The organism is Actinokineospora sp. (genome assembly GCF_052390155.1).
Lineage (GTDB): Bacteria > Actinomycetota > Actinomycetes > Mycobacteriales > Pseudonocardiaceae > Actinokineospora.
The window spans coordinates 11,659-31,295 of the sequence record NZ_JBQTHF010000113.1; the positions used below are offsets into that span (position 1 = coordinate 11,659).

The 19,637-nt window shown below is 71.5% G+C and carries 21 protein-coding genes; 13 read left to right on the plus strand and 8 right to left on the minus strand.

Features of this window, described 5'->3' with window-relative positions; translation table 11 throughout:
* From ACT4N7_RS27795 to katG, 11 genes are all read left to right on the plus strand, one after another.
* Positions 1–765, plus strand: a complete 765-nt coding sequence (locus ACT4N7_RS27795; RefSeq protein WP_444831831.1) for an enoyl-CoA hydratase-related protein — start codon at positions 1–3, stop codon at positions 763–765.
* Positions 762–1,532: an SDR family NAD(P)-dependent oxidoreductase gene (locus tag ACT4N7_RS27800; protein WP_444831832.1), complete on the plus strand. Its 771-nt coding sequence runs from the start codon at positions 762–764 to the stop codon at positions 1,530–1,532. Before ACT4N7_RS27795 ends, ACT4N7_RS27800 begins: the two co-directional genes overlap by 4 nt.
* A complete protein-coding gene (locus ACT4N7_RS27805; RefSeq protein WP_444831833.1) occupies positions 1,529–2,308 on the plus strand; it encodes an enoyl-CoA hydratase-related protein in 780 nt (259 codons plus the stop codon). The genes ACT4N7_RS27800 and ACT4N7_RS27805 overlap by 4 nt, the downstream gene beginning before the upstream one ends.
* Complete coding sequence (locus tag ACT4N7_RS27810) at positions 2,305–3,129, plus strand: SDR family NAD(P)-dependent oxidoreductase (RefSeq protein WP_444831834.1); 825 nt, start codon at positions 2,305–2,307, stop codon at positions 3,127–3,129. Before ACT4N7_RS27805 ends, ACT4N7_RS27810 begins: the two co-directional genes overlap by 4 nt.
* The gene (locus ACT4N7_RS27815) at positions 3,126–3,632 is read left to right on the plus strand and encodes a 3-hydroxyacyl-ACP dehydratase FabZ family protein (RefSeq protein WP_444831835.1); all 507 of its coding nucleotides are present in this window, start codon (positions 3,126–3,128) and stop codon (positions 3,630–3,632) included. The genes ACT4N7_RS27810 and ACT4N7_RS27815 overlap by 4 nt, the downstream gene beginning before the upstream one ends.
* A gap of 2 nt (positions 3,633–3,634) precedes the next feature.
* Complete coding sequence (locus ACT4N7_RS27820; RefSeq protein WP_444831836.1) at positions 3,635–4,840, plus strand: aminotransferase class I/II-fold pyridoxal phosphate-dependent enzyme; 1,206 nt, start codon at positions 3,635–3,637, stop codon at positions 4,838–4,840.
* 36 nt (positions 4,841–4,876) lie between these two features.
* A complete protein-coding gene (locus ACT4N7_RS27825; RefSeq protein WP_444831837.1) occupies positions 4,877–5,827 on the plus strand; it encodes an alpha/beta fold hydrolase in 951 nt (316 codons plus the stop codon).
* Positions 5,828–5,910: 83 nt separating this feature from the next.
* Positions 5,911–6,309, plus strand: a complete 399-nt coding sequence (locus ACT4N7_RS27830) for a RidA family protein (protein WP_444831838.1) — start codon at positions 5,911–5,913, stop codon at positions 6,307–6,309.
* A 15-nt stretch (positions 6,310–6,324) separates the two neighbouring features.
* The gene (locus ACT4N7_RS27835; protein WP_444831839.1) at positions 6,325–9,045 is read left to right on the plus strand and encodes a helix-turn-helix transcriptional regulator; all 2,721 of its coding nucleotides are present in this window, start codon (positions 6,325–6,327) and stop codon (positions 9,043–9,045) included.
* A gap of 32 nt (positions 9,046–9,077) precedes the next feature.
* Positions 9,078–9,509, plus strand: a complete 432-nt coding sequence (locus tag ACT4N7_RS27840) for a Fur family transcriptional regulator (RefSeq protein WP_444831840.1) — start codon at positions 9,078–9,080, stop codon at positions 9,507–9,509.
* Positions 9,510–9,535: 26 nt separating this feature from the next.
* The gene (gene katG / locus ACT4N7_RS27845) at positions 9,536–11,770 is read left to right on the plus strand and encodes a catalase/peroxidase HPI (protein ID WP_444831841.1); all 2,235 of its coding nucleotides are present in this window, start codon (positions 9,536–9,538) and stop codon (positions 11,768–11,770) included.
* Positions 11,771–11,824: 54 nt separating this feature from the next.
* Here katG and ACT4N7_RS27850 read toward each other — a convergent pair whose 3' ends face one another.
* From ACT4N7_RS27850 to ACT4N7_RS27860, 3 genes are read right to left on the minus strand one after another with little or no spacing between them, the layout of a single operon-like run.
* Positions 11,825–12,406: a DinB family protein gene (locus ACT4N7_RS27850; protein ID WP_444831842.1), complete on the minus strand. Its 582-nt coding sequence runs from the start codon at positions 12,404–12,406 to the stop codon at positions 11,825–11,827.
* A 36-nt stretch (positions 12,407–12,442) separates the two neighbouring features.
* The gene (gene rlmN, locus ACT4N7_RS27855) at positions 12,443–13,549 is read right to left on the minus strand and encodes a 23S rRNA (adenine(2503)-C(2))-methyltransferase RlmN (protein ID WP_444831843.1); all 1,107 of its coding nucleotides are present in this window, start codon (positions 13,547–13,549) and stop codon (positions 12,443–12,445) included.
* 36 nt (positions 13,550–13,585) lie between these two features.
* The gene (locus ACT4N7_RS27860; protein WP_444831844.1) at positions 13,586–13,771 is read right to left on the minus strand and encodes a hypothetical protein; all 186 of its coding nucleotides are present in this window, start codon (positions 13,769–13,771) and stop codon (positions 13,586–13,588) included.
* 121 nt (positions 13,772–13,892) lie between these two features.
* On the opposite strand from ACT4N7_RS27860, the gene ACT4N7_RS27865 reads away from it, so the two are divergent.
* A complete protein-coding gene (locus ACT4N7_RS27865) occupies positions 13,893–14,564 on the plus strand; it encodes a PadR family transcriptional regulator (RefSeq protein ID WP_444831845.1) in 672 nt (223 codons plus the stop codon).
* 28 nt (positions 14,565–14,592) lie between these two features.
* On the opposite strand, the gene ACT4N7_RS27870 is transcribed toward ACT4N7_RS27865, so the two are convergent.
* Entirely contained in the window at positions 14,593–15,348 is a 756-nt protein-coding gene (locus ACT4N7_RS27870) for a methyltransferase domain-containing protein (RefSeq protein ID WP_444831846.1), read from the minus strand.
* Between the two features lie 72 nt (positions 15,349–15,420).
* Between ACT4N7_RS27870 and ACT4N7_RS27875 the strand changes: the two genes are divergently transcribed.
* Positions 15,421–16,269 (plus strand): VOC family protein, encoded by an 849-nt coding sequence (locus ACT4N7_RS27875; RefSeq protein WP_444831847.1) that lies wholly within the window; start codon positions 15,421–15,423, stop codon positions 16,267–16,269.
* Position 16,270: 1 nt separating this feature from the next.
* Here ACT4N7_RS27875 and ACT4N7_RS27880 read toward each other — a convergent pair whose 3' ends face one another.
* The 4 genes from ACT4N7_RS27880 to tsf all read right to left on the minus strand — a co-directional run bounded on the left by ACT4N7_RS27880 (position 16,271) and on the right by tsf (position 19,421).
* The gene (locus tag ACT4N7_RS27880; RefSeq protein ID WP_444831848.1) at positions 16,271–17,116 is read right to left on the minus strand and encodes a phosphatidate cytidylyltransferase; all 846 of its coding nucleotides are present in this window, start codon (positions 17,114–17,116) and stop codon (positions 16,271–16,273) included.
* Positions 17,117–17,193: 77 nt separating this feature from the next.
* A complete protein-coding gene (gene frr, locus ACT4N7_RS27885) occupies positions 17,194–17,751 on the minus strand; it encodes a ribosome recycling factor (RefSeq protein ID WP_444831849.1) in 558 nt (185 codons plus the stop codon).
* A 40-nt stretch (positions 17,752–17,791) separates the two neighbouring features.
* On the minus strand, positions 17,792–18,523 hold the full coding sequence (gene pyrH, locus ACT4N7_RS27890) for a UMP kinase (RefSeq protein ID WP_444831850.1): 732 nt from the start codon (positions 18,521–18,523) through the stop codon (positions 17,792–17,794).
* Positions 18,524–18,605: 82 nt separating this feature from the next.
* The gene (gene tsf, locus ACT4N7_RS27895; protein ID WP_444831851.1) at positions 18,606–19,421 is read right to left on the minus strand and encodes a translation elongation factor Ts; all 816 of its coding nucleotides are present in this window, start codon (positions 19,419–19,421) and stop codon (positions 18,606–18,608) included.
* Positions 19,422–19,637: the final 216 nt, after the last annotated feature.

The window sequence follows — 19,637 nt, forward strand, 5'->3', positions numbered from 1 at the left end:
ATGCGCGATCGGCTGCGGATCCGGCTGCCCGCGGCGAACGGGCGCCCGGTGATCACCCTGACAGGCACCGAGGAGATCACGACAAGTCTGGGTGCGACAGACGCCCGCTACGCCACAATCGAAGGGCTCCCTGGCGTGTTCTGCGAGGGACTCGACCTGGCGGGCCTGGCCGAGCCCGCGGCCGAAGTCCGTACCGCGCAACAGAGTTACGCGGCCATGCTGCGCGCGATCGAACGCTCGCCCTGCCCGGTCGTGGCGCTGGTCGACGGGGTCGCGCTGGGCGGCGGGCTGGGCCTGGCCGCGGCGGCCGACCTGGTGATCGCCACCCCGGCGTCGACGTTCGGGCTGCCCGAGGTGCTGGTGGGGCTGATCCCCGCGGTGGCACTGCCGGTCATCGCGCAGCGCGTCGGCCCGGCCCGGGCCCGGCTGCTCGCGCTCGACGGCGGCACCATCGACGCGGCGGCGGCCGCGGCCATCGGCCTGGTGGACGAGGTCACCGACGATCTTGAGCAGGCGCTGGCCCGGCACGCGAAACGATTGCTGCGGATGGACCGCGCCGCGCAGCGGGAGGTCAAGCAGATCGCCGCGCGGATGGCGGCCCCGGATGCCGACACCGACGCGCTGCGTCGATTCGCGGCGCTCTACGACACCGCGGGCACGCGCGCCAGGATCGCGCGGATGGCGGCAGGCGAGCCGCCGTGGCTCGACAACACAGAGATCGACCGCACAGAGATCGACAACACGGAAGTCGAGGAAGCATCGTGACCGGCTCGACGGAGCTGCGGGACAAGGTGGTGCTGGTGACCGGCGGCTCGCGCGGCATCGGCCGGGCGATCGTGCTGGCCGCGGCCGACGCCGGGGCGCGGGTCGCGTTCTGCGCCCGCTCCCTGGGGCCCGCCACCGATGAGGTCGTCGCCGAGGCCGACCGCCTTGGCGGTCCGGGCAGCGCGCTCGCCGTCCGCGCGGACGTCGCCAGCGAGACCGACGTGGAGGCGTTGTTCGACGCGGTGATCGACCGGTTCGACCAAGTCGACATCGTGGTCAACAACGCCGGGATCAACCGGGACGCGCTGCTCGTCCAGACGTCCACTGTGGACTTCGACGCGGTGATCGCGACCAACCTGACCGGCGCGTTCCTGGTGTGCAGGCGCGCCGTGCAGGAGTTCCTGGCCCAGGGCGACGGCGGGCGGATCGTCTCGATCAGCTCGATGTCGCAAGCGGGCGCGACCTCGCAGGCGGCGTACGCGGCGAGCAAGGGCGGGTTGCTCGGCCTGACCCGCACGATCGCGAAGGAGTACGGCCACAAGGGCGTGCTGGCGAACGTGGTGACCGTCGGCTACGTGGAAACCGACCTCACCAGGGACATCGACGCCACACTGCGCCGATCGCTGGTCGCGGCGACCCCGCTGCGCCGGACCGGGCGACCGGAGGAGATCGCCGCGGTGGTCCGGTTCCTGGCCTCCGCGCGGGCCGACTACATCAACGGCGCGGCCGTGCGCGCCACCGGCGGACTCGAAGAGGTACCAACGTGACCGGAAAGCTCTACCGACTCCAGCGACACGCGGGCGGCGTCGCAGGCCTGCAGATCGCGACCGACGACGCGCCACACGTCGGCGACGCGGCACTGGACGCGCTGGGCGACGCGGTAGCCGAGATCCAGCGTGATCCGAGTGTGCGGGCGCTCGTGCTCGAAGGCGGCGACCGGCATTTCTGCAGCGGCGCGACCCGCGACACGCTGATGGACGCCGACGCCCCGCGGGCGATCGCGCGGCTGATGGGCGGCTTCCCCCGGCTGCTGCTGAGCCTGGAGATCCCCACCCTGGCACTGCTTTCCGGGCACGCGCTCGGCGGCGGGCTGATGCTCGGGCTGTGGTGCGATGTGGCGACCCTGGCGGAGGAATCCCTCTACGGCGCGAACTTCCTTGCGCTCGGCTTCACCCCGGGCATGGGATCGACGGTGCTGTTGGAAGAGCTGTTCGGCGCGCCGCTCGCGCGCGACATGCTGCTCACCGGACGGGTGCTCAAGGGCAGGGACATCAAGGCAGCGGGCGTGCCGATCTCGCACGCGGTGGTGCCGCGCCGCGAGGCGCGCGCCCACACCTACGCGCTGGCACAGGACATGGCCCTCGCGCCGCCGACCACGATGGCCGTCTTCCGGTCCCACCTCGCGGCCCGGCGCCGCGCGCAGCTCGACCGGGCCATCGCCGACGAACTGGCGATGCACACCGAAGTCTTCGCGCACGCGGAAACCCGCGCGCACATCCTCGAAAGCTATCCCGCGCTTTCCGACGAGACGGAACCTGCATGATCACCACCGACATCGACGGCCGCGCCGTCCTGATCACCGGCGGCACCAGAGGGCTGGGCAAGGCCATCGCGATGGAGTTCTCCCGCGCGGGCGCCGAGGTCTTCGTGACACACCGCTGGGGCAGCGTGGCGGAGGACGAGCTCATCGCCGAGTTCGTCGCGGCGGGCCATCCGGCGCCGGTGATCATCGAGGCCGACGTGAGCGATCCAGACGCGACCCGGGAGGTGATGGCGCAGATCAGGGCACGCAACGGCGAACTGCACGCCGTGGTCAGCAACGTGTCGTTCGCCAAGATCGTCGATGACGTGCACAGCCTGAAGAAGAGCAGCCTGGACATCTCCCTCGGCTACACGACCTGGCCGGTGGTCGACCTGGTGCAGCAGGCGCACGAGGAGTTCGGCAGGTACCCGAAGTACGTGCTGGCGATGTCCAGTGACGGACCCGAGGTCTGCCATGAGGGCTACGACCTGATCGGCGCGTCGAAGGCCGCACTGGAGACGCTGTGCCGCTACCTCGCCGTGCGGCTCAAGCCACACGGTGTCCGGGTCAACGTGGTGCGCGCGGGCTATGTGGACACTCCGGGCGCCCGCGCGACCTTCGGCGACGAACTGGTCGAGACGGTGCGCGAGCGCCTCGGCGAGGTGTTCATGGACCCGCTGCGGGTGGGCCAGGCGTGCGTGGCGCTGGCCTCGGGTCTGCTGGACGCGGTCACCGGGCAGGTCATCGTGGTGGACGAGGGCATGTCGCTGCTCGTCCCGGCCGCCTACCTGACCGGGCGGAAGGAATGCTTCGTCTTCCCCGACGAGCGGGTCCTCCAGTGATCGCCACCCTGTCCGACGAGATCGCGGACTTGTTCAGACAGGCCGAGAAGCGCCCGCTCGTCGCCGACCGCGGCACGAACCCGGTGCTGGGGCGGGCCGAGATCGAGCGGCACCTGCCGCAGCGCGACCCGTTCCTGTTCCTCGACCGGGTCACCCTGCTCGACTTCGACCGGCACCTCGTCGTGGCGCGCTACGACCTGACGCGCGCGGCGGAGGTCTTCGCCGGGCACTTCCCCGGCAGGCCGCTGTTTCCCGGGGTGCTGCAGATCGAGACCATCGGCCAGGCCGGAATCGTACTCGGCCACGCCGAGGGCGGGTCCGTTGTGGACTTCGCGCTGACCCACGTGCTGGCCGCCCGGTTCATCCGGCCGGTGCCGCCGGGCGGCGACATCGAGGTCATCGCCCAGTCCGTCGAGGACGGGCTGTTCCGCACGATCGTCGGGCAAATCCTGCGCGACGGTGAGGTCTGCGCGGTCGCTGCCGTGTCTGGAGTGGACGGATAGCCATGACCGACCTGTTCGACGTGATGATCGACGACCCGATGCTGGAGACCGCGGCCCTGGCGAAGTCCCAGGGGCTCTATCCGTACTTCCTGCCGCTGGAGCGCAGCGAGGGCACCGAGGCGGTCCTGGACGGCAGACGGCTGGTCATGGCCGGGGCGAACAACTATCTCGGCCTGGCCACCGACATCCGGGTGCTGCGCGCCGCCGTGTCGGCCATCGCGCGCTACGGAACCTCGTGCACCGGCAGCAGGTTCATGAACGGCACCCTGGCGATGCACCTCGAACTGGAGGACCGCATGGCGAGGTTCATCGGCATGGAGAAGGCGCTGGTGTTCGCCACCGGCTACCAGGCCAACCTGGGCGCGATCACGGCGCTGATGAACGAGGACCACGTCGCGGTGTGCGACAAGGAGATCCACGCGTCGATCATCGACTCGGTGCGGATGGCCGGTGCCCAGTTGGCCCGGTTCCGGCACAACGACCCGGACGACCTGGACCGGGTGCTCGCCGAGCACGACGGCATCCCGGCCATGGTGCTGGTCGACGGCGTGTACTCGATGGGCGGCGACATCGCCCGGCTCCCGGAGATCATCGACGTCGCCCGCACCCACGGCGCCCGCGTCTTCGTCGACGACGCGCACGGTCTGGGCGTGATCGGCCCGGGCGGGCGGGGCACCGCGGCGCACTTCGGCTGCGTGCGCGACGTCGACGTGGTGATGGGCACGTTCAGCAAGTCCTTCGCCTCGGTCGGCGGGGTGATCGCCGGGTCGGCCGAGGTGATCGAGTTCATCCGGCACAACGCGCGCCCGCTGCTGTTCAGCGCCGCGCTGCCGCCGCCCAGCGCGGCGGCCACGCTCGCCGCACTCGACGTGCTGGAGTCCGAACCGGACCGGCCGTCCCGCGCGCACCGGCACGCGGACCGGGTCCGCCACGAGCTGCGCGCGATGGGATACGACTGCGGTGCCAGCGAAACTCCGATCATCCCGGTGCGCGTCGGCGAGGAGTTCGAGACGATCGCCACCTGGAAGGCGCTGGTCGACCGCGGGGTCTACACCAATCCGGTGGTCTCCCCCGCGGTCCCGCCGCGCCAGGGAATGCTGCGCACCAGCTACATGGCAACCCACACCGACGCGCACATCGATCACGTGCTCACCGCCTTCAGCGAGCTGCGCCGCGACCGCGGGCGCCGACCGCCGAACAGTCCATAGTGGACGGTCCTGGCCAGGACGAGAGGAGTCGGCACAGTGGACACACCCACGCCGTTTCGGCGCGGGCGGTTCGCCGAACTGCCCGAACTGCCGCGGCGCCCGCACGGCTACCACGACGCGGACGCCACCGAGGTCGTGATCGACTCGGCGCCGTTCGGGCGGGTCCGAGTGCACGTCGTCGGCCACGGCCCGGCGGACGCGCCGCCACTGCTCCTCGTACACGGCCTCATGACGTCGAGCTACTCGTGGCGCTATCTGCTCGAACCCCTCGGGCGGCGGTTCCGGCTGGTCGTCCCGGATCTGCCCGGCTGCGGCCGCAGCGAGCCGGTGCCCGGACGGCCGCACTCGGCGGCGGCACTGGGCGTGTTCCTCGGCGAACTGCAGCAACATCTGGGGATCGTCGGCTGCGCCGCGGTCGGCAACTCGTTGGGCGGATACCTGTGCCTGCGCCGGGCACTCGCCGAGCCCGCGAGCTTCGGGCGGCTGGCGGTGATCCACGCGCCCGGGTTCCCGGAGCCCAGGCTGCGGGCGCTGCACACCGCGCTGACGCTGCCCGGGGTGCGCCGACTGCTGGCCGGACTGGTGCGCCGCGACCCGCCGCGGTGGGCACATCGCAACGTGCACTACTACGACGAGACCCTCAAGTCCCTTGAGGAAGCCCGGGAGTACGGCGCCCCACTGTCCACAGTGGAGGGATCGGCGGCGTTCACCCGCTACCTCGCGGACTCGCTCGATCCCGCGGAACTCACCGCCTTCGTGGCGCAGTTGCGGCGCAGGCGCGACGCCGGTCTCGGCTCGCCGACACCGCTGCTGCTGGTCTACGCCGACCGGGACCCGATGGTGCCGCCCGCCATCGGCCCGCGCCTGCACGCCCTGCTCCCCGACGCCGAGTACCACACCCTCCGCGCCACCTCGCACTTCGCCCACGTCGACAGCCCGGACCGGCTCGCCCCGCTGCTCCTCGACTTCCTCACGCCACCCGGCTGACCCGTACCGCGCGGGCCTGTCTGCCGCGTTTTCTCGGCCGGCGGGCTGATGTTCGCGCGGCCGGGTGGCTGCAGGATCTGCTCATGCCGATAACACGAATGAACCCAGCGGGCCTGAGCCCGCCCCCCGGCAATTGCCACGTCACCGTCGCCACTGGCGGACGCCTGGTGCACGTGTCTGGACAGGTCGGCCTCGACGAAACCGGGAATGTGGTGGGGCCCGACCACCGCTCCCAGGCCGAGCGCGCGTTCCGCAACCTGCTCATCGCGTTGGACGCGGCCGGAGCGACGATCGACGATGTGGCGAAGGTGACGTTCTACCTCGTCGACAACGGCCCCGAGGCGCTCGCGGCGCTGTTCGAGGCGGCGGCCGCGGTCCACGGCGAGGAGCTGCCGATCTCGGCCGTGACGCTGATCGGTGTCGCGAGCCTGGGCGACCCGGCGCTCAAAGTGGAGATCGAGGCGACGGCTGTGCTGCCGTAGCGGCATACTTCGTCGGTGGAAGCGGGGAATTGGCCCGCGCCGCCCGCGGCGCTGACCTCGTTCGTCGGCCGCGTCGCCGAACTCGACGCGGTCGGCGCGCTGATGGACGAGCACCGAATCGTGTCCGTCCTGGGCCCAGGCGGGTCGGGCAAGACCAGACTCGCCTGGGAACTGGTCGGCGGCACGCACCAGCGCGGCCATCCGTGGTGCTTCACGGCGCTGAACGACGAAGTCGCCACCGCGGCCCAGGTTGCCGAGCGGGTCGCCGCGTCGCTCGCGCTCCCCGCGGGCGCGGGCGACGCACTCGACGCGTTGTGCGCGACACTGCGCGGCGAGAGCGTGTTGATCGTCCTCGACGGCTGCGAGCGCACGGTCGAGCCGGTCGCCGCGGTGCTCACGCGCCTGGTCACGGCGTGCCCCTCGGTGTCGGTGCTGGTCACGAGCCGGGAACCGCTGTCGGTCGCGGGTGAGGTCCTCTATCGGCTGCCGCCGATGGCGCTGCCGGTCGGCGACGATCTCGCCGACGCGGTCACCCTCTTCCTGGTGCGGGCAGGCCGCGCGCCGGAGTCACTCGACGCCGACGAGCGGCAGATGGTCACCGAGATCTGCCGCGAGCTGGACGGCGCACCACTGGCTATCGAACTCGCCGCGGCCCGGCTCGACCACGTCGAACTGGTCGACGTGGCGCGGGGCCTCTCGGACCGATTCGCCCTGCTCTCGCGCGGGCCGCGCAGCGCACCCGCCCGCCATCGCACCATCGAGGCGTGCATCGACTGGAGCCACGACCTGCTCGACGAGCACGACCGGTCGGTGTTCCGACGCCTGTCGGTGTTCGCGGGCCCATTCGGCCTCGCCGCCGCCACCGCCGTGACCTCACTCGACCGTGCCGCGGCGATGGCCGCCGTCAGCAGGCTGGTCGACCGGTCACTGGTCGAGCGCGCTCCGGCCGCCCGCGACGGCACCGCCCGATACCACCTGCTCGCCACGCTACGGGCGTACGGGCGGCGCAGGCTCGACGCCGCGGGCGAGAGTGTCGCGATCTCCGGGGCGCACCTGTCCTGGTGGGTCGGCCTGGCCCGCCAGGCGCGCGACGGCCTGGAGGGCGCCCAGAGCAACGCCTGGCTCACCCGGCTGCGCGCCGAGGTCGACGACCTGCGGGCCGCGCTGCGCCATGCCGCCGACGTCGGGGACTGGGCGGCGCTTGCCGACCTCGTCACCGCGCTCACGCTGTTCTGGCACGGAGCCGGGCTGCACCGGGACGGCCTGCGGCTCGCCGAGCGCGCCGTCGCGGCGATCGATCCGTCCGATGAGGACAGAAGAGACCGGCTCTCCTGGGCGATCGGCCACTTGGCGCTGTACCTCGGCGATCTTGATCGCGCCGCGCTCGCGACCGACCGCGGCCAGCAGGATGGGGCGATCGACGCCCGAGTGCTCACCGTCGCGGGCGGGACCGCGAACTGGACCGATCCGGCCAGGGCCCGACCGCTCCTGCGCCGCGCCATGGCCGCCGCACGCGCCGCGGGCGACGCCTGGTGCGAGGTCGACGCCGCGCAGAAACACGCGTACTCGCGGGTGATGCAGGACCGGTGGGCGCAGGCCCGCACGGAGGTCGACGCCCTCGCCGAGCGCGTCGAGGCGCTCGGCAACCCGGTCTTGCTCGCCTGGCAGGAGTACGTCCGCACCCGACACGCGGTCTACGGCGGCGATCTCGACCAGGCAAGCCGACACGGTGCCGCGCTGATCACCCACGCGGAGGCCACCGGCGAGCCGATCACCATCGCGACCGCGGCGGGCGCACTGACCGAGGCCGCCCTCCTGCGCGGCGATCCCGACGCCGCCCGCGCGCACCTGGGGTGGGGGCGCGCGGGCGCCGGGCGGTGGGTCGACAAGACCATGGCCGGGTCGTTCCTCGATCTCACCGACGCGGTGATCACCCTCGCGGTCGGGCCCGATCCGGCCGCCCTCGACGCACTGGCGACCATCGTGGCGGGCTACCAGGCCGCTGGTGCGACCTACCCCGAGGCGTTCGCCCTGGCCTACCTCGCCGACGCCGCGCACAGCGCGGGCGCACACGCGACCGTCCGTGCGGCCGCCGCCCGCCTCGCCGAGATCGCGGTCCACACGGACAACCGGCGCTGCGCGGCCCTGCGCGACCGGTGGACGGGCATGACCGACCTTGCCACCGGCAGGCCCGATCTCGCCCTCGGCGCGCTCGTCCGCGCCGCCGAACTCCTGCTCGCCGAGGGCTTCGCCGCCGATGCCGCACGAACGCTGCACGCCGCCGCGGCCGCGTGCGCCGCCCTCGGGCGTCCGGCGATCAGCGCCAGAGTTCTCGGCGCCGTCGACGCGGCCCGCGACCGGCACGGCTGGCGCGGCATCCTCACCAGGCCGACGGATCTCGGCGTCCGCGCGGAAGTCGCCGCCGTCGCGGGTGACCGCTTCGACGCGCTACACCGCGAGGGCGCGACACTGTCGCTGTCGGCGGCCGTCCAGTTGCTGATGCGCGCCCGCAGCCCGCGCAAGCGGCCGCGCACCGGCTGGGCGAGCCTGACAGCCACCGAGAGCCACGTCGTCGACCTCGTGGTGACCGGCGCGTCGAACCCCGAGATCGGCGCACACCTGTTCATGTCCCGCGCGACCGTCAAGACCCACTTGGCCAGCATCTACCGCAAGTTGGAACTCACCTCCCGCACCCAACTGGCCGCCGCCGCCGTCTCCCGGACAACCGATTCTTGATTGGTTCCAGAAAGTGCGGCACACTTCGGCGCGTGCCCACGGCTTCGGACTTCGAGCGCATGCTGCGCGGCGTCGCACTGCGGGTGACGCGTCCCCGGGTGGCCGTGCTGTCCGCGGTGCACGACCGGCCGCACGCCGACACGGATTCGATCATCGGTACCGTACGTGCGGATCTCGGCGGAGTGTCCCACCAGGCCGTCTACGACGTGCTGCGCGCGCTGACCGCGGCGGGGCTGCTGCGCCGCATCGAGCCGCCGGGCTCGGTGGCGCGCTACGAGGCGCGGGTCGGGGACAACCACCACCACGTCGTGTGCCGGTCGTGCGACGCGATCGCCGATGTCGACTGCGCCGTCGGCACGACGCCGTGCCTGACCGCGTCCGACGACCACGGCTTCTCGATCGACGAGGCCGAGGTCATCTACTGGGGCCTGTGCCCCGCCTGCTCCACCGCAACCAGTTCCTGAGCACCCTTGAGCTTGGAAGGATTCCCGTGTCTGACAGTCCTGACGCCGTCGTCGGAGAGATGAACGAGGAGAGCGCGGGCGGGTGCCCGGTCTCCACCGGTCGCTTCAACCACCCGACCGAGGGCGGGAGCAACCGCGGCTGGTGGCCGAACCAGCTCAACCTGGCGATTCTCCGCAAGCACTCCGCCGCGGCCAACCCCATGGGCGGGGACTTCGACTACGCCGCCGCATTCGCCACCCTGGACATCGACGCACTGACCAACGACGTCGACGAGGTCCTGACGACGTCGAAGGAGTGGTGGCCCGCGGACTTCGGCCACTACGGGCCGTTCATGATCAGGATGGCGTGGCACAGCGCGGGCACGTACCGCGTCGACGACGGCCGCGGCGGCGCGGGCGCCGGCATGCAGCGCTTCGCGCCGCTGAACAGTTGGCCGGACAACGGCAACCTCGACAAGGCGCGCAGGCTGCTCTGGCCGGTCAAGCAGAAGTACGGCGCCACGATCTCGTGGGCGGACCTGATGATCTTCGCGGGCAACCGCGCCCTGGAGACGATGGGCTTCACGACCTTCGGCTTCGCCGGTGGCCGGGCCGACGTCTGGGAGCCCGACGAGGACGTCTACTGGGGTCCTGAGCGCACCTGGCTCGGCGACGAGCGCTACACCGGCGACCGGGAGCTCGAAAACCCGCTGGCCGCCGTCCAGATGGGCCTCATCTACGTCAACCCCGAGGGCCCCAACGGCAACCCGGACCCGCTCGCGGCGGCCAGGGACATCCGCGAGACGTTCCTGCGCATGGCGATGAACGACGAGGAGACCGTCGCGCTGATCGCGGGCGGGCACACGTTCGGCAAGACCCACGGCGCGGCCGACCCGGACGAGCACGTCGGCCCCGAGCCCGAGGGCGCATCCCTTGCGGAGCAGGGCTTCGGCTGGACGAACACCTTCGGCAGCGGCAAGGGCCGCGACGCCATCACCAGCGGCATCGAGGTCACCTGGACGGCCACGCCGACGCGGTGGAGCAACAGCTTCTTCGAGAACCTGTTCGGCTACGAGTGGGAGCTGACCAAGAGCCCCGCCGGGGCCAGCCAGTGGCAGCCGAAGGACGGCGCCGGGGCGGGCACCGTGCCGGACCCCGAAGACGGCTCGCTGACGCGCACCCCGACGATGCTGACGACGGACCTCTCCCTGCGGATGGACCCCGTCTACGAGCAGATCTCGCGGCGCTTCCTGGCGAACCCGGACCAGTTCGCGGACGCCTTCGCCCGCGCGTGGTTCAAGCTCACGCACCGCGACATGGGCCCGATCCAGCGCTACCTCGGGCCGCTGGTCCCGCGGGAGACGCTGATCTGGCAGGACCCCGTGCCCGCCGTGGACCACGAGCTGGTCGGGGCGGACGATGTCGCCGCCCTCAAGGACCAGATCCTCGACTCGGGGCTCTCGGTCTCCCAGCTCGTCGCCACCGCCTGGGCGTCGGCCTCGACGTTCCGCGGCAGCGACAAGCGCGGCGGGGCGAACGGGGCGCGCATCCGCCTCGAACCCCAGCGGGCCTGGGAGGTCAACGACCCCGACACGCTGGCGACGGTGCTGCGCACCCTGGAGGGCATCCAGGGTGCCTTCGCGGGCGCCCAGACCGGCGGGAAGAAGGTCTCGCTCGCCGACCTCATCGTGCTCGGCGGGTGCGCCGCGGTCGAGCGGGCCGCCAAGACCGCGGGCCACGACGTGCGGGTCCCGTTCACCCCGGGCCGCACGGACGCCGCGCAGGACCAGACCGACGTCGAGTCCTTCGCCTCGCTCGAACCGACCACGGAGGGGTTCCGCAACTACCGCGGCAAGGGGCACCGGCTGCCGTCGGAGTACCAGCTCGTCGACCGCGCGAACCTGCTGACCCTGAGCGCGCCCGAGATGACCGTCCTCGTCGGCGGCCTGCGCGTGTTGGGCGCGAACCACCAGCAGTCCACGCTGGGCGTCCTCACCTCGACGCCCGAATCGCTGACCAACGACTTCTTCGTGAACCTGCTCGACATGGGCACGCGGTGGTCGGCGACGTCCGAGGACGCGGACACCTTCGAGGGCCGCGACCGGGTCACGGGCGAGGTCAAGTGGACCGGCAGCCGCGTCGACCTCCTCTTCGGCTCGAACTCCGAGCTGCGCGCCGTCGCCGAGGTCTACGCGAGCGACGACGCGCGGGAGAAGTTCGTGCACGACTTCGTGGCCGCGTGGGACAAGGTCATGAACCTCGATCGGTTCGACATCGCCTGATCCCGGTGTCCAGGTCGGCAGCTCGCCTGCCGACCTGGACACCCCGATCGGCTGTCAACTGCCCACGCGTGATCGGCTCGTGGTCGAGCGCCAACCAGGCGGCGGGTCCTCACCGACCAGTCCGTCCACCGCCTCGCGGAGCAGGTCGGCGTGCCCGGTGTGCCTGCCGTACTCCTCGATCAGGTCGCAGAGCAGCCTGCGCAGGCTGGCATGCTGCCCGTCCGGCCCGGACACATGGACGAGTTGGTCGAGTCCGCCGCCTGCCAGGGCCGCGTCGAGGCGTTCACGGGACCGCTCCACGGCGCCGTCCCAGAGCGCGTAGAGCTGTTCGGGGGTGTCGTCGGCCGCGGAGGTGAACGGCCAGTCGTGGCCGTCCCAGTCGGCGGTGTTCCACGGCGCGCCGAGCGGCTCCCCGCTGAGTTTGGCGGTGAAGATGTGGTCCTCCACGACGGCGAGATGCTTGAGCAGCCCGCCGAGGGTCAACGAGGAGGCCCCGACGCGCAGCCGCAGCCCAGCCGCGTCGAGGTCGTCGACCTTCCAGCGGAACGTCGTGCGCAGGCGTTCGAGCGCGCCGACAAGGTGCTCAAGCTCGGTGCCCGCGAAGGGCGGTTCCCAGGGGGTGTCACTGTCTGCCATGCGGCCACCGTAACCCTCGGCACCGACACTCCGCGGCTATCCCTCCGCGGCGAGCTGTCCGCACGCGGCGGCGATCTCCTGGCCGCGGGTGTCGCGGACCGTGCACGACACACCCGCCGCGTTGACCCGGCGGACGAACTCGCGCTCCACGGGCTTCGGGCTGGCGTCCCACTTGCTGCCCGGCGTCGGGTTCAACGGGATCACATTCACATGCGCAAGCTGCCCCAACCGCGTGCGCAACAACTTGCCCAACAAGTCCGCCCGCCACGGCTGGTCATTGACCTCGCGAATCAACGCGTACTCGATGGACACCCGACGACCGGTCTTGTCCGCGTAACCACGCGCCGCGTCCAACACCTCGGCGACCTTCCACCGGTTGTTCACCGGCACCAACGTGTCCCGCAACTCGTCATCCGGCGTGTGCAACGACACCGCGAGCCGCACCTGCAGCCCCGCGTCGGTCAACTTCCGAATCCCCGGCACCAGACCCACCGTCGACACCGTCACCGATCGCTGCGAGATCCCCAACCCCTCCGGCGCCGGATCAGTGATTCGCCGGACAGCCGCCACCACCCGCGAATAGTTCGCGAGTGGTTCCCCCATGCCCATGAACACGATGTTCGACAGCCTGCCGGGCCCGCCGGGCAGTTCGCCGTCGCGCATCGCGGCGGCGCCGATCCGCACCTGGTCGACAATCTCGGCGGTGGACAGGTTGCGGGTGAGCCCGGCCTGGCCGGTCGCGCAGAACGGGCAGGCCATTCCGCAGCCCGCCTGGCTGGAGATGCACAGCGTGGCGCGGTCGGGGTAGCGCATGAGGACGCTCTCGACCAGCGTGCCGTCGTGGGCGCGCAGCAGCGTCTTGCGGGTCGTGCCGTCGTCGCAGGTGACCTTGCGGACCTCGGTGAACAGTGTCGGCATCAGGTCGCGGACGAGCTTCTCGCGACGCACGGCCGGGATGTCGGTCATCTCGTCGGGATCGACGGTGAGGCGCGCGAAGTAGTGATTGGACAACTGCTTGGCCCGAAACGCCTGCTCGCCGAGTTCGGCGACCGCGGTTCGGCGCTGGTCGGCGGTGAGATCGGCGAGGTGACGCGGCGGCAGGCCGCGGCGCGGGGCGTCGAAGACTAGCGGAAGGGAGGTCATGGCGACCGCCATTCTCCCATGCCTGGCGGGGTGCTCTTACCGGGTCGTCGGCGGGGTTGCCGCGCAGTTGCGGGCGGATTCGCCCGCGTCCTTGAGGTCGTCGGGGAGGTCGAGGCCGTTCATCGTCTTGAGCGCGCTCTCGACCCGCGCATCGCGGTGCCGAAGCGGTCGATCGCGCCGCGGCCAGCGCTGCCCGCATATCGCCTCCGACGCCAGATCCACACGGTCGGTTCCGATGATGTCATGCCCAGAACAAGTTTCCGTTGCATCGCGATACGTTCCGATATATCGTTGACCTATCGCGAGCAGATGCTCACGACAACCAGCGTCCCAGGAGTGAAGAATGCGTACCTCGCACGAACACCGGCGCCACGCCAGGCGCCACCACCATCACCACGCCCACCGCCACTTCGCGGATCTGGGCCTGGACTTCGACCCGGAGGATGAGATGACCCCGCCCTTCCCCCCGATGCCGCCGTTCGCACCCGGACCGCCGTTCGGTTTCGGCGGGCGTGGCCGCGGCCGCGGACCGGGCCGAGGGCACGGACCCGGCAGGCAGCGGCGCGGCGACGTCCGCGCGGCCCTGCTCAGCCTGCTGGTCGAACGACCGATGCACGGCTACGAGATGATCCAGGAGATCGCCGCCCGCAGCGGCGGATTCTGGAAGCCCAGCCCCGGCTCGGTCTACCCGACGCTGCAACTGCTGGCCGACGAGGGCCTGGTCCGCGGCGTCGACGGCGACGGCGGCAAGCGCCTGTTCGAGCTGACCGAGGACGGCGCCGCCGCCGTCGACAAACTCGACGGCGCACCCCCGTGGGAGCAGGTGACCGCCGACGTCGACCCGACCGAGGTCAGCCTCCGCAGCGCCATCGCGCAGCTCACCGGGGCCGTCATCAACGTCTCCCACGCCGCCACCTCCGCCCAGAAGGCACGCGCCGTCGAGATCATCGACGAGGCCCGGCGCCGCCTCTACGCCCTGCTCGGCGAAGCGACCCCCGCCGACCAGGACGACTGACCCAGCAGGCACCCGGCCTACAACGCGCTCACTGACGCACGATGAGCCCAGTCGGCTTGCGGCGAACCAGCACGCGGTAGCCCACCGGGAACTCCAGGCCCGGCACCTCCGCGATCGCCCGCGCGGCCACGGACGCGGAGAACTCGATCCGCAGCACCGCCTCCAGCGTCGCCCGGTCGGCGAACCGCCACACCGTGGCCACCCGGTGCCGGGTGAACCCCTGCAGCTCGAAGAACCGGTCTACCTCGGTGGGGCGGTAACCGGGCAGGTCGGCGCGCATCCACGGGCCGTAGGGCGGCGCGCAGGCGTCGAGGTCGACGATCACCAGCGCGCCGCCGGGCCGCAGCACCCGGTCGGCCTCGCGCAGGCCGGGTTCGCAGCCGGGGCCGAAGAAGTACGCCGTGCGCGCGTGGACGACGTCGTAACTCGCGTCCGGCACCGGCAGCGCCTGCGCCGACCCAAGCACGGCGGCCACCCCGGCCGTCCCGGCGACCCGCGCGCGGGCCCGCTCGACCAGCGGCGGATGCGGCTCCACCCCCAGCACCGAGGCCGCCGTCGCGGCGAACCGCGGCAGGTGGAAGCCGTCGCCGCAGCCGACGTCGAGCACGTCGCCAGTCCACGCGCACACCTCGCCGAGCAGCCGCCACACCGCCCCGTCGGCGTCCTGGGCGAGGTTCTCGGCCGCGTAGGTGTCGGGCCAGTGCCAGATGTTCGGACTCGGCACGATCTCCAGCGCCCGCAACGACGTGCGCAACCGCTCGCGCGCCCTCGACACCAGCCCCATGGACACAGCAAAGCACGGTCGGCGGCTGACATCACCACCTGATCGAGTTAGCGTCGGCGCAGGAGGTGCGCGATGCCCACCGACGCCATGAGCGCGATCGACGCGGTGCCGGACGGCACTCCCGGCAGGCCGTGCTGGGTCGAGCTCGCGACGCCGGACCCGGGCACCAGCACCGCCTTCTACCGCGAACTCTTCGGCTGGACCTACAAGATCGGCGACGACGGCTACGGGATGGCCTTCGTGGACGACGTACCCGTCGCAGGCCTCTACACCCCGCAGGGCCGCCAACCGAGCCTGTGGACGCTCTACCTGACCGTGCACGACACGGAGAACACCGCCGAGCGGGTACGCCACCTCGGCGGGCAGGTACTCACCGAGCCGCGCGAGATCCCCGGCCAGGGCGGCCTGCTGGTGGCCGCGGACCCCAGCGGCGGCGCCATCGGGTTCTGGCGCCAGGACGCGGGCTGGGACCTCGGCACCGGCTTCCCCGGCGCGTTCACCTGGGCGGAGCTGAACACGTGGGACGGCGCGGCCGCCGACACGTTCTTCGGCGCGCTGTTCGGCTTCGAGCAGACCCAGATCGGCGACGGCCACGAGTTCGACTACACGATCTGGCGACTACAGGGCGACGACGTGCTGGGCAGGCTGCGGATGGGCGCTGAGTTCCCGCCGCACTACCCGCCGCATTGGATGGTGTACTTCGAGGTGGCCCCCGAGATCGGCACCGACGGCACCGCGAGCCGGGCCAAGCGGCTCGGCGGCAAGGTGTCCGTGGCGCCGTTCGACACCCCGTACGGGCGCGCGGCGGTCCTGGAGGACCGGACCGGAGCCGTGTTCACGGTGCTCGACCGGTCCCGCACCCAGACCGTGGCGCCCGAGGAGGTCATCGGCGCCGAGGTGGACGACCCGTACGACGACTGATTCAGGCGGGCACGAACAGGCGCAGCAGCAGCCACGACACCACGGCCGAGGGCAGCAGCGAATCCATCCGGTCCATCAGACCGCCGTGGCCGGGCAGCAGCGTGCCCATGTCCTTGATGCCCAGGTCACGCTTGATCACCGACTCGACCAGGTCGCCCAGCGTCGCGGTGGCCACGATGGCGGCACCGAACACCACGCCCTGCCACCACTGACCGTCCAGCATCAGGGTGACGGTGAGACCACCCGCGACGACGCCCGCGACCAGTGAGCCCGCGAACCCCTCCCAGGACTTCTTCGGGCTGATCGTCGGCGCCATCGGGTGCTTGCCGAACAGCACGCCCGCGATGTAGCCGCCGGTGTCCGAGCTGACCACGAGGATCATGAAGCAGAGCACCCGGGCCGTGCCGTCCTCGGGTACGACGAGCATCGCGGCGAACGCGGCGAACAGCGGCACGTAGGCGGCGGTGAACACCGACGCGCTGGCGTCGCGCAGATAGCCCGTGACGCCGCCGCGCAGCCGCCACAGCAGGCAGGCCAGGATCGTCACCACGAACGCGGCGAGCACCCCGTTGCGCTCGAACGGCCACGCCAGCCACACCATCGCCTGGCCGCCGATCAGCACCGGCCAGCGCGCCACCTCGATGCCCGCGCCGCGGCGCAGCGCACCGGCCAGCTCCCAGGTGGCCACCGCGACCGCGGCAGCGACGATGCCGACGAACACGTGCCGCACGGTGAGCAGGGCCAGCAGGATGCCGCCGCCCAGCACCAGGCCAACGGCGATCGCCGCGGGCAGGTTGCGTCCCGCGCGCGACACCGTGACCTCGGGCGTCTCTTCGCCCGTCGTCACCGGGCCATCCCCGACAGATTCATGCTCCAGCTCTCCCACGGGCCCGGCCACGCTGCTCGATTCCTCGCGCGCGGAGGTCAGACCTCCAGCAGTTCGGCTTCCTTGTGCTTGACCAGCTCTTCGACCATGCCGACGTACTTGTCGGTGAGATGCTGCAGTTCCTTCTCCGCGCGGACCACGTCGTCCTCGCCGGACTCGCCGTCCTTGACCAGGCGGTCGAGCTCCTCCTTGGCCTTGCGCCGCACGTTGCGGATGGAGATCCGGGCGTCCTCGCCCTTGGTCTTGGCGACCTTCACCATCTCCTTGCGGCGCTCCTCGGAGAGCTGCGGGATCACGATGCGAATGATCGTGCCGTCGTTGCTCGGGTTGACCCCGAGGTCGGAGTCGCGGATCGCTTTCTCGATGGCGTTGAGCTGGCTGACGTCATACGGCTTGACGACAGCCATCCTGGCCTCGGGGATCGCCACGCCCGCCAATTGGTTCAGCGGCGTCATCGACCCGTAGTACTCGACGTGGATGCGGGCGAACATCGCGGGCGTCGCGCGACCGGTGCGGATCGACGCGAGGTCGTCCTTCGCCACCGACACCGCTTTTTCCATCTTCTCCTCGGCGTCGAGGAGTGTGTCGTCGATCAAGGCTGCTCCTTGTCCCTTTCCGAACCCCACCGCGGTCAGCTCACGCGGTCGGTGTGCTGACCAGCGTGCCGATCCTCTCACCACGCACCGCGCGCGCGATGTTCCCCTCCGTCAGAAGGTTGAACACGATGATCGGCATGTTGTTGTCCATGCACAGGCTGAACGCGGTGGCGTCGGCGACCTTGAGGTCGCGTTCGAGCACCTCGCGGTGGGTGATGTCGGTGAACATCTTCGCGTCCGGGTTGACCTTGGGGTCCGCGTCGTAGACCCCGTCGACCGCCTTGGCCATCAGCACCACGTCGCAGCCGATCTCCAGCGCGCGCTGCGCGGCCGCGGTGTCGGTGGAGAAGTACGGCATGCCGACCCCGCAGCCGAAGATGACCACACGGCCTTTCTCCAGGTGCCGCTCGGCGCGCCGCGGGATGTAGGGCTCGGCGACCTGGCCCATGGTGATGGCGGTCTGCACCCGGGTGTCGATGCCTTCCTTCTCCAGGTAGTCCTGCAGCGCGAGGCAGTTCATCACGGTGCCGAGCATCGCCATGTAGTCGGCCCGGTCGCGGTCCATGCCGCGCTGGCTCAGCTCGGCGCCGCGGAAGAAGTTGCCGCCGCCGATGACGATGGAGGTCTGCACGCCGCCCCGCACCACGTCGGCGATCTGCCGGGCGACCGCGTAGACCACGTCCGGGTCGACGCCGACCTCGCCGCCGCCGAACATCTCGCCGCCGAGCTTGAGCAGCACCCGCCGGAAGGCACCGTTCGCGTTCTGAGTCACGTAGAACCCTCCTCGTGACTATGCCCCGCCCCCGGAACCCGAGGACGGGGCATAACCCTAATCACTGAGTGCTTCCGACAGGTCAGGACTGGCCGACCTCGAAGCGGGCGAACCGGGTGACGGTGACTCCCGCCTCGTCCAGCACCGCCTTGACCGTCTTCTTGGAGTCGAGCACCGAGGACTGCTCCAGCAGCACGACGTCCTTGTAGAAGCCGTTCACACGGCCCTGGGCGATCTTCGCCAGGGCGGCCTCGGGCTTGCCCTCTTCGCGGGCGGTCTCCTCGGCGATGCGCTGCTCGGCGGCCACGACATCGGCCGGAACCTCGTCGCGGGTGACGTAGCGCGGCTTCATCGCGGCGATCTGCATCGCGGCCGCGCGGGCGGCCTCGTCGCTGTCGCCGGTGTACTCGACCAGCACGCCCACGGCGGGCGGCAGGTCGGAGGAGCGCCGGTGCAGGTAGGTGCTCACAGCGCCGTCGAAGACGACCGCGCGACGCAGTTCCAGCTTCTCGCCGATCTTGGCCGAGAGCGCCTGCACGGCGTCGGCCACGGTGGTGCCGTCGAGGTCGGCGGCACGCAGCGCGTCGACGTCGGCGACCTTGCCCGCCTGGGCGGCGGCCACGATCTTGTCGGCCAACTGCTGGAACTCGTCGTTCTTGGCGACGAAGTCGGTCTCGCAGTTCAGCTCGACCATGACGCCGCCCGCCGCGGCGACCAAGCCCTGCGCGGTGGCGCGCTCGGCGCGCTTGCCCACGTCCTTGGCGCCCTTGATGCGCAGGATCTCGACGGCTTTCTCGTAGTCGCCGTCGGTCTCCTCAAGTGCCCTCTTGCAGTCCATCATGCCTGCGCCGGTCAGGTCCCGGAGCCTCTTGACGTCGGCTGCGGTGAAGTTCGACATCGTGCGTTTTCCGTCCTTCTTCGGTTACGCGCGTTGGTGTTCGTGGTCAGGCCGCGGTGGCGCCCCCGGGCCCCCCGCCGGCCCCCCCGGCCCCACCAAAAGACACAGCCCCCGGCGCCGGCCCGGCCGCCCCCCCCCCCCCCCCCCGCCCCCCCCCCCCCCCCCCCCCCCCCCCCCCCCCCCCCCCCCCCCCCCCCCCCCCCCCCCCCCCCCCCC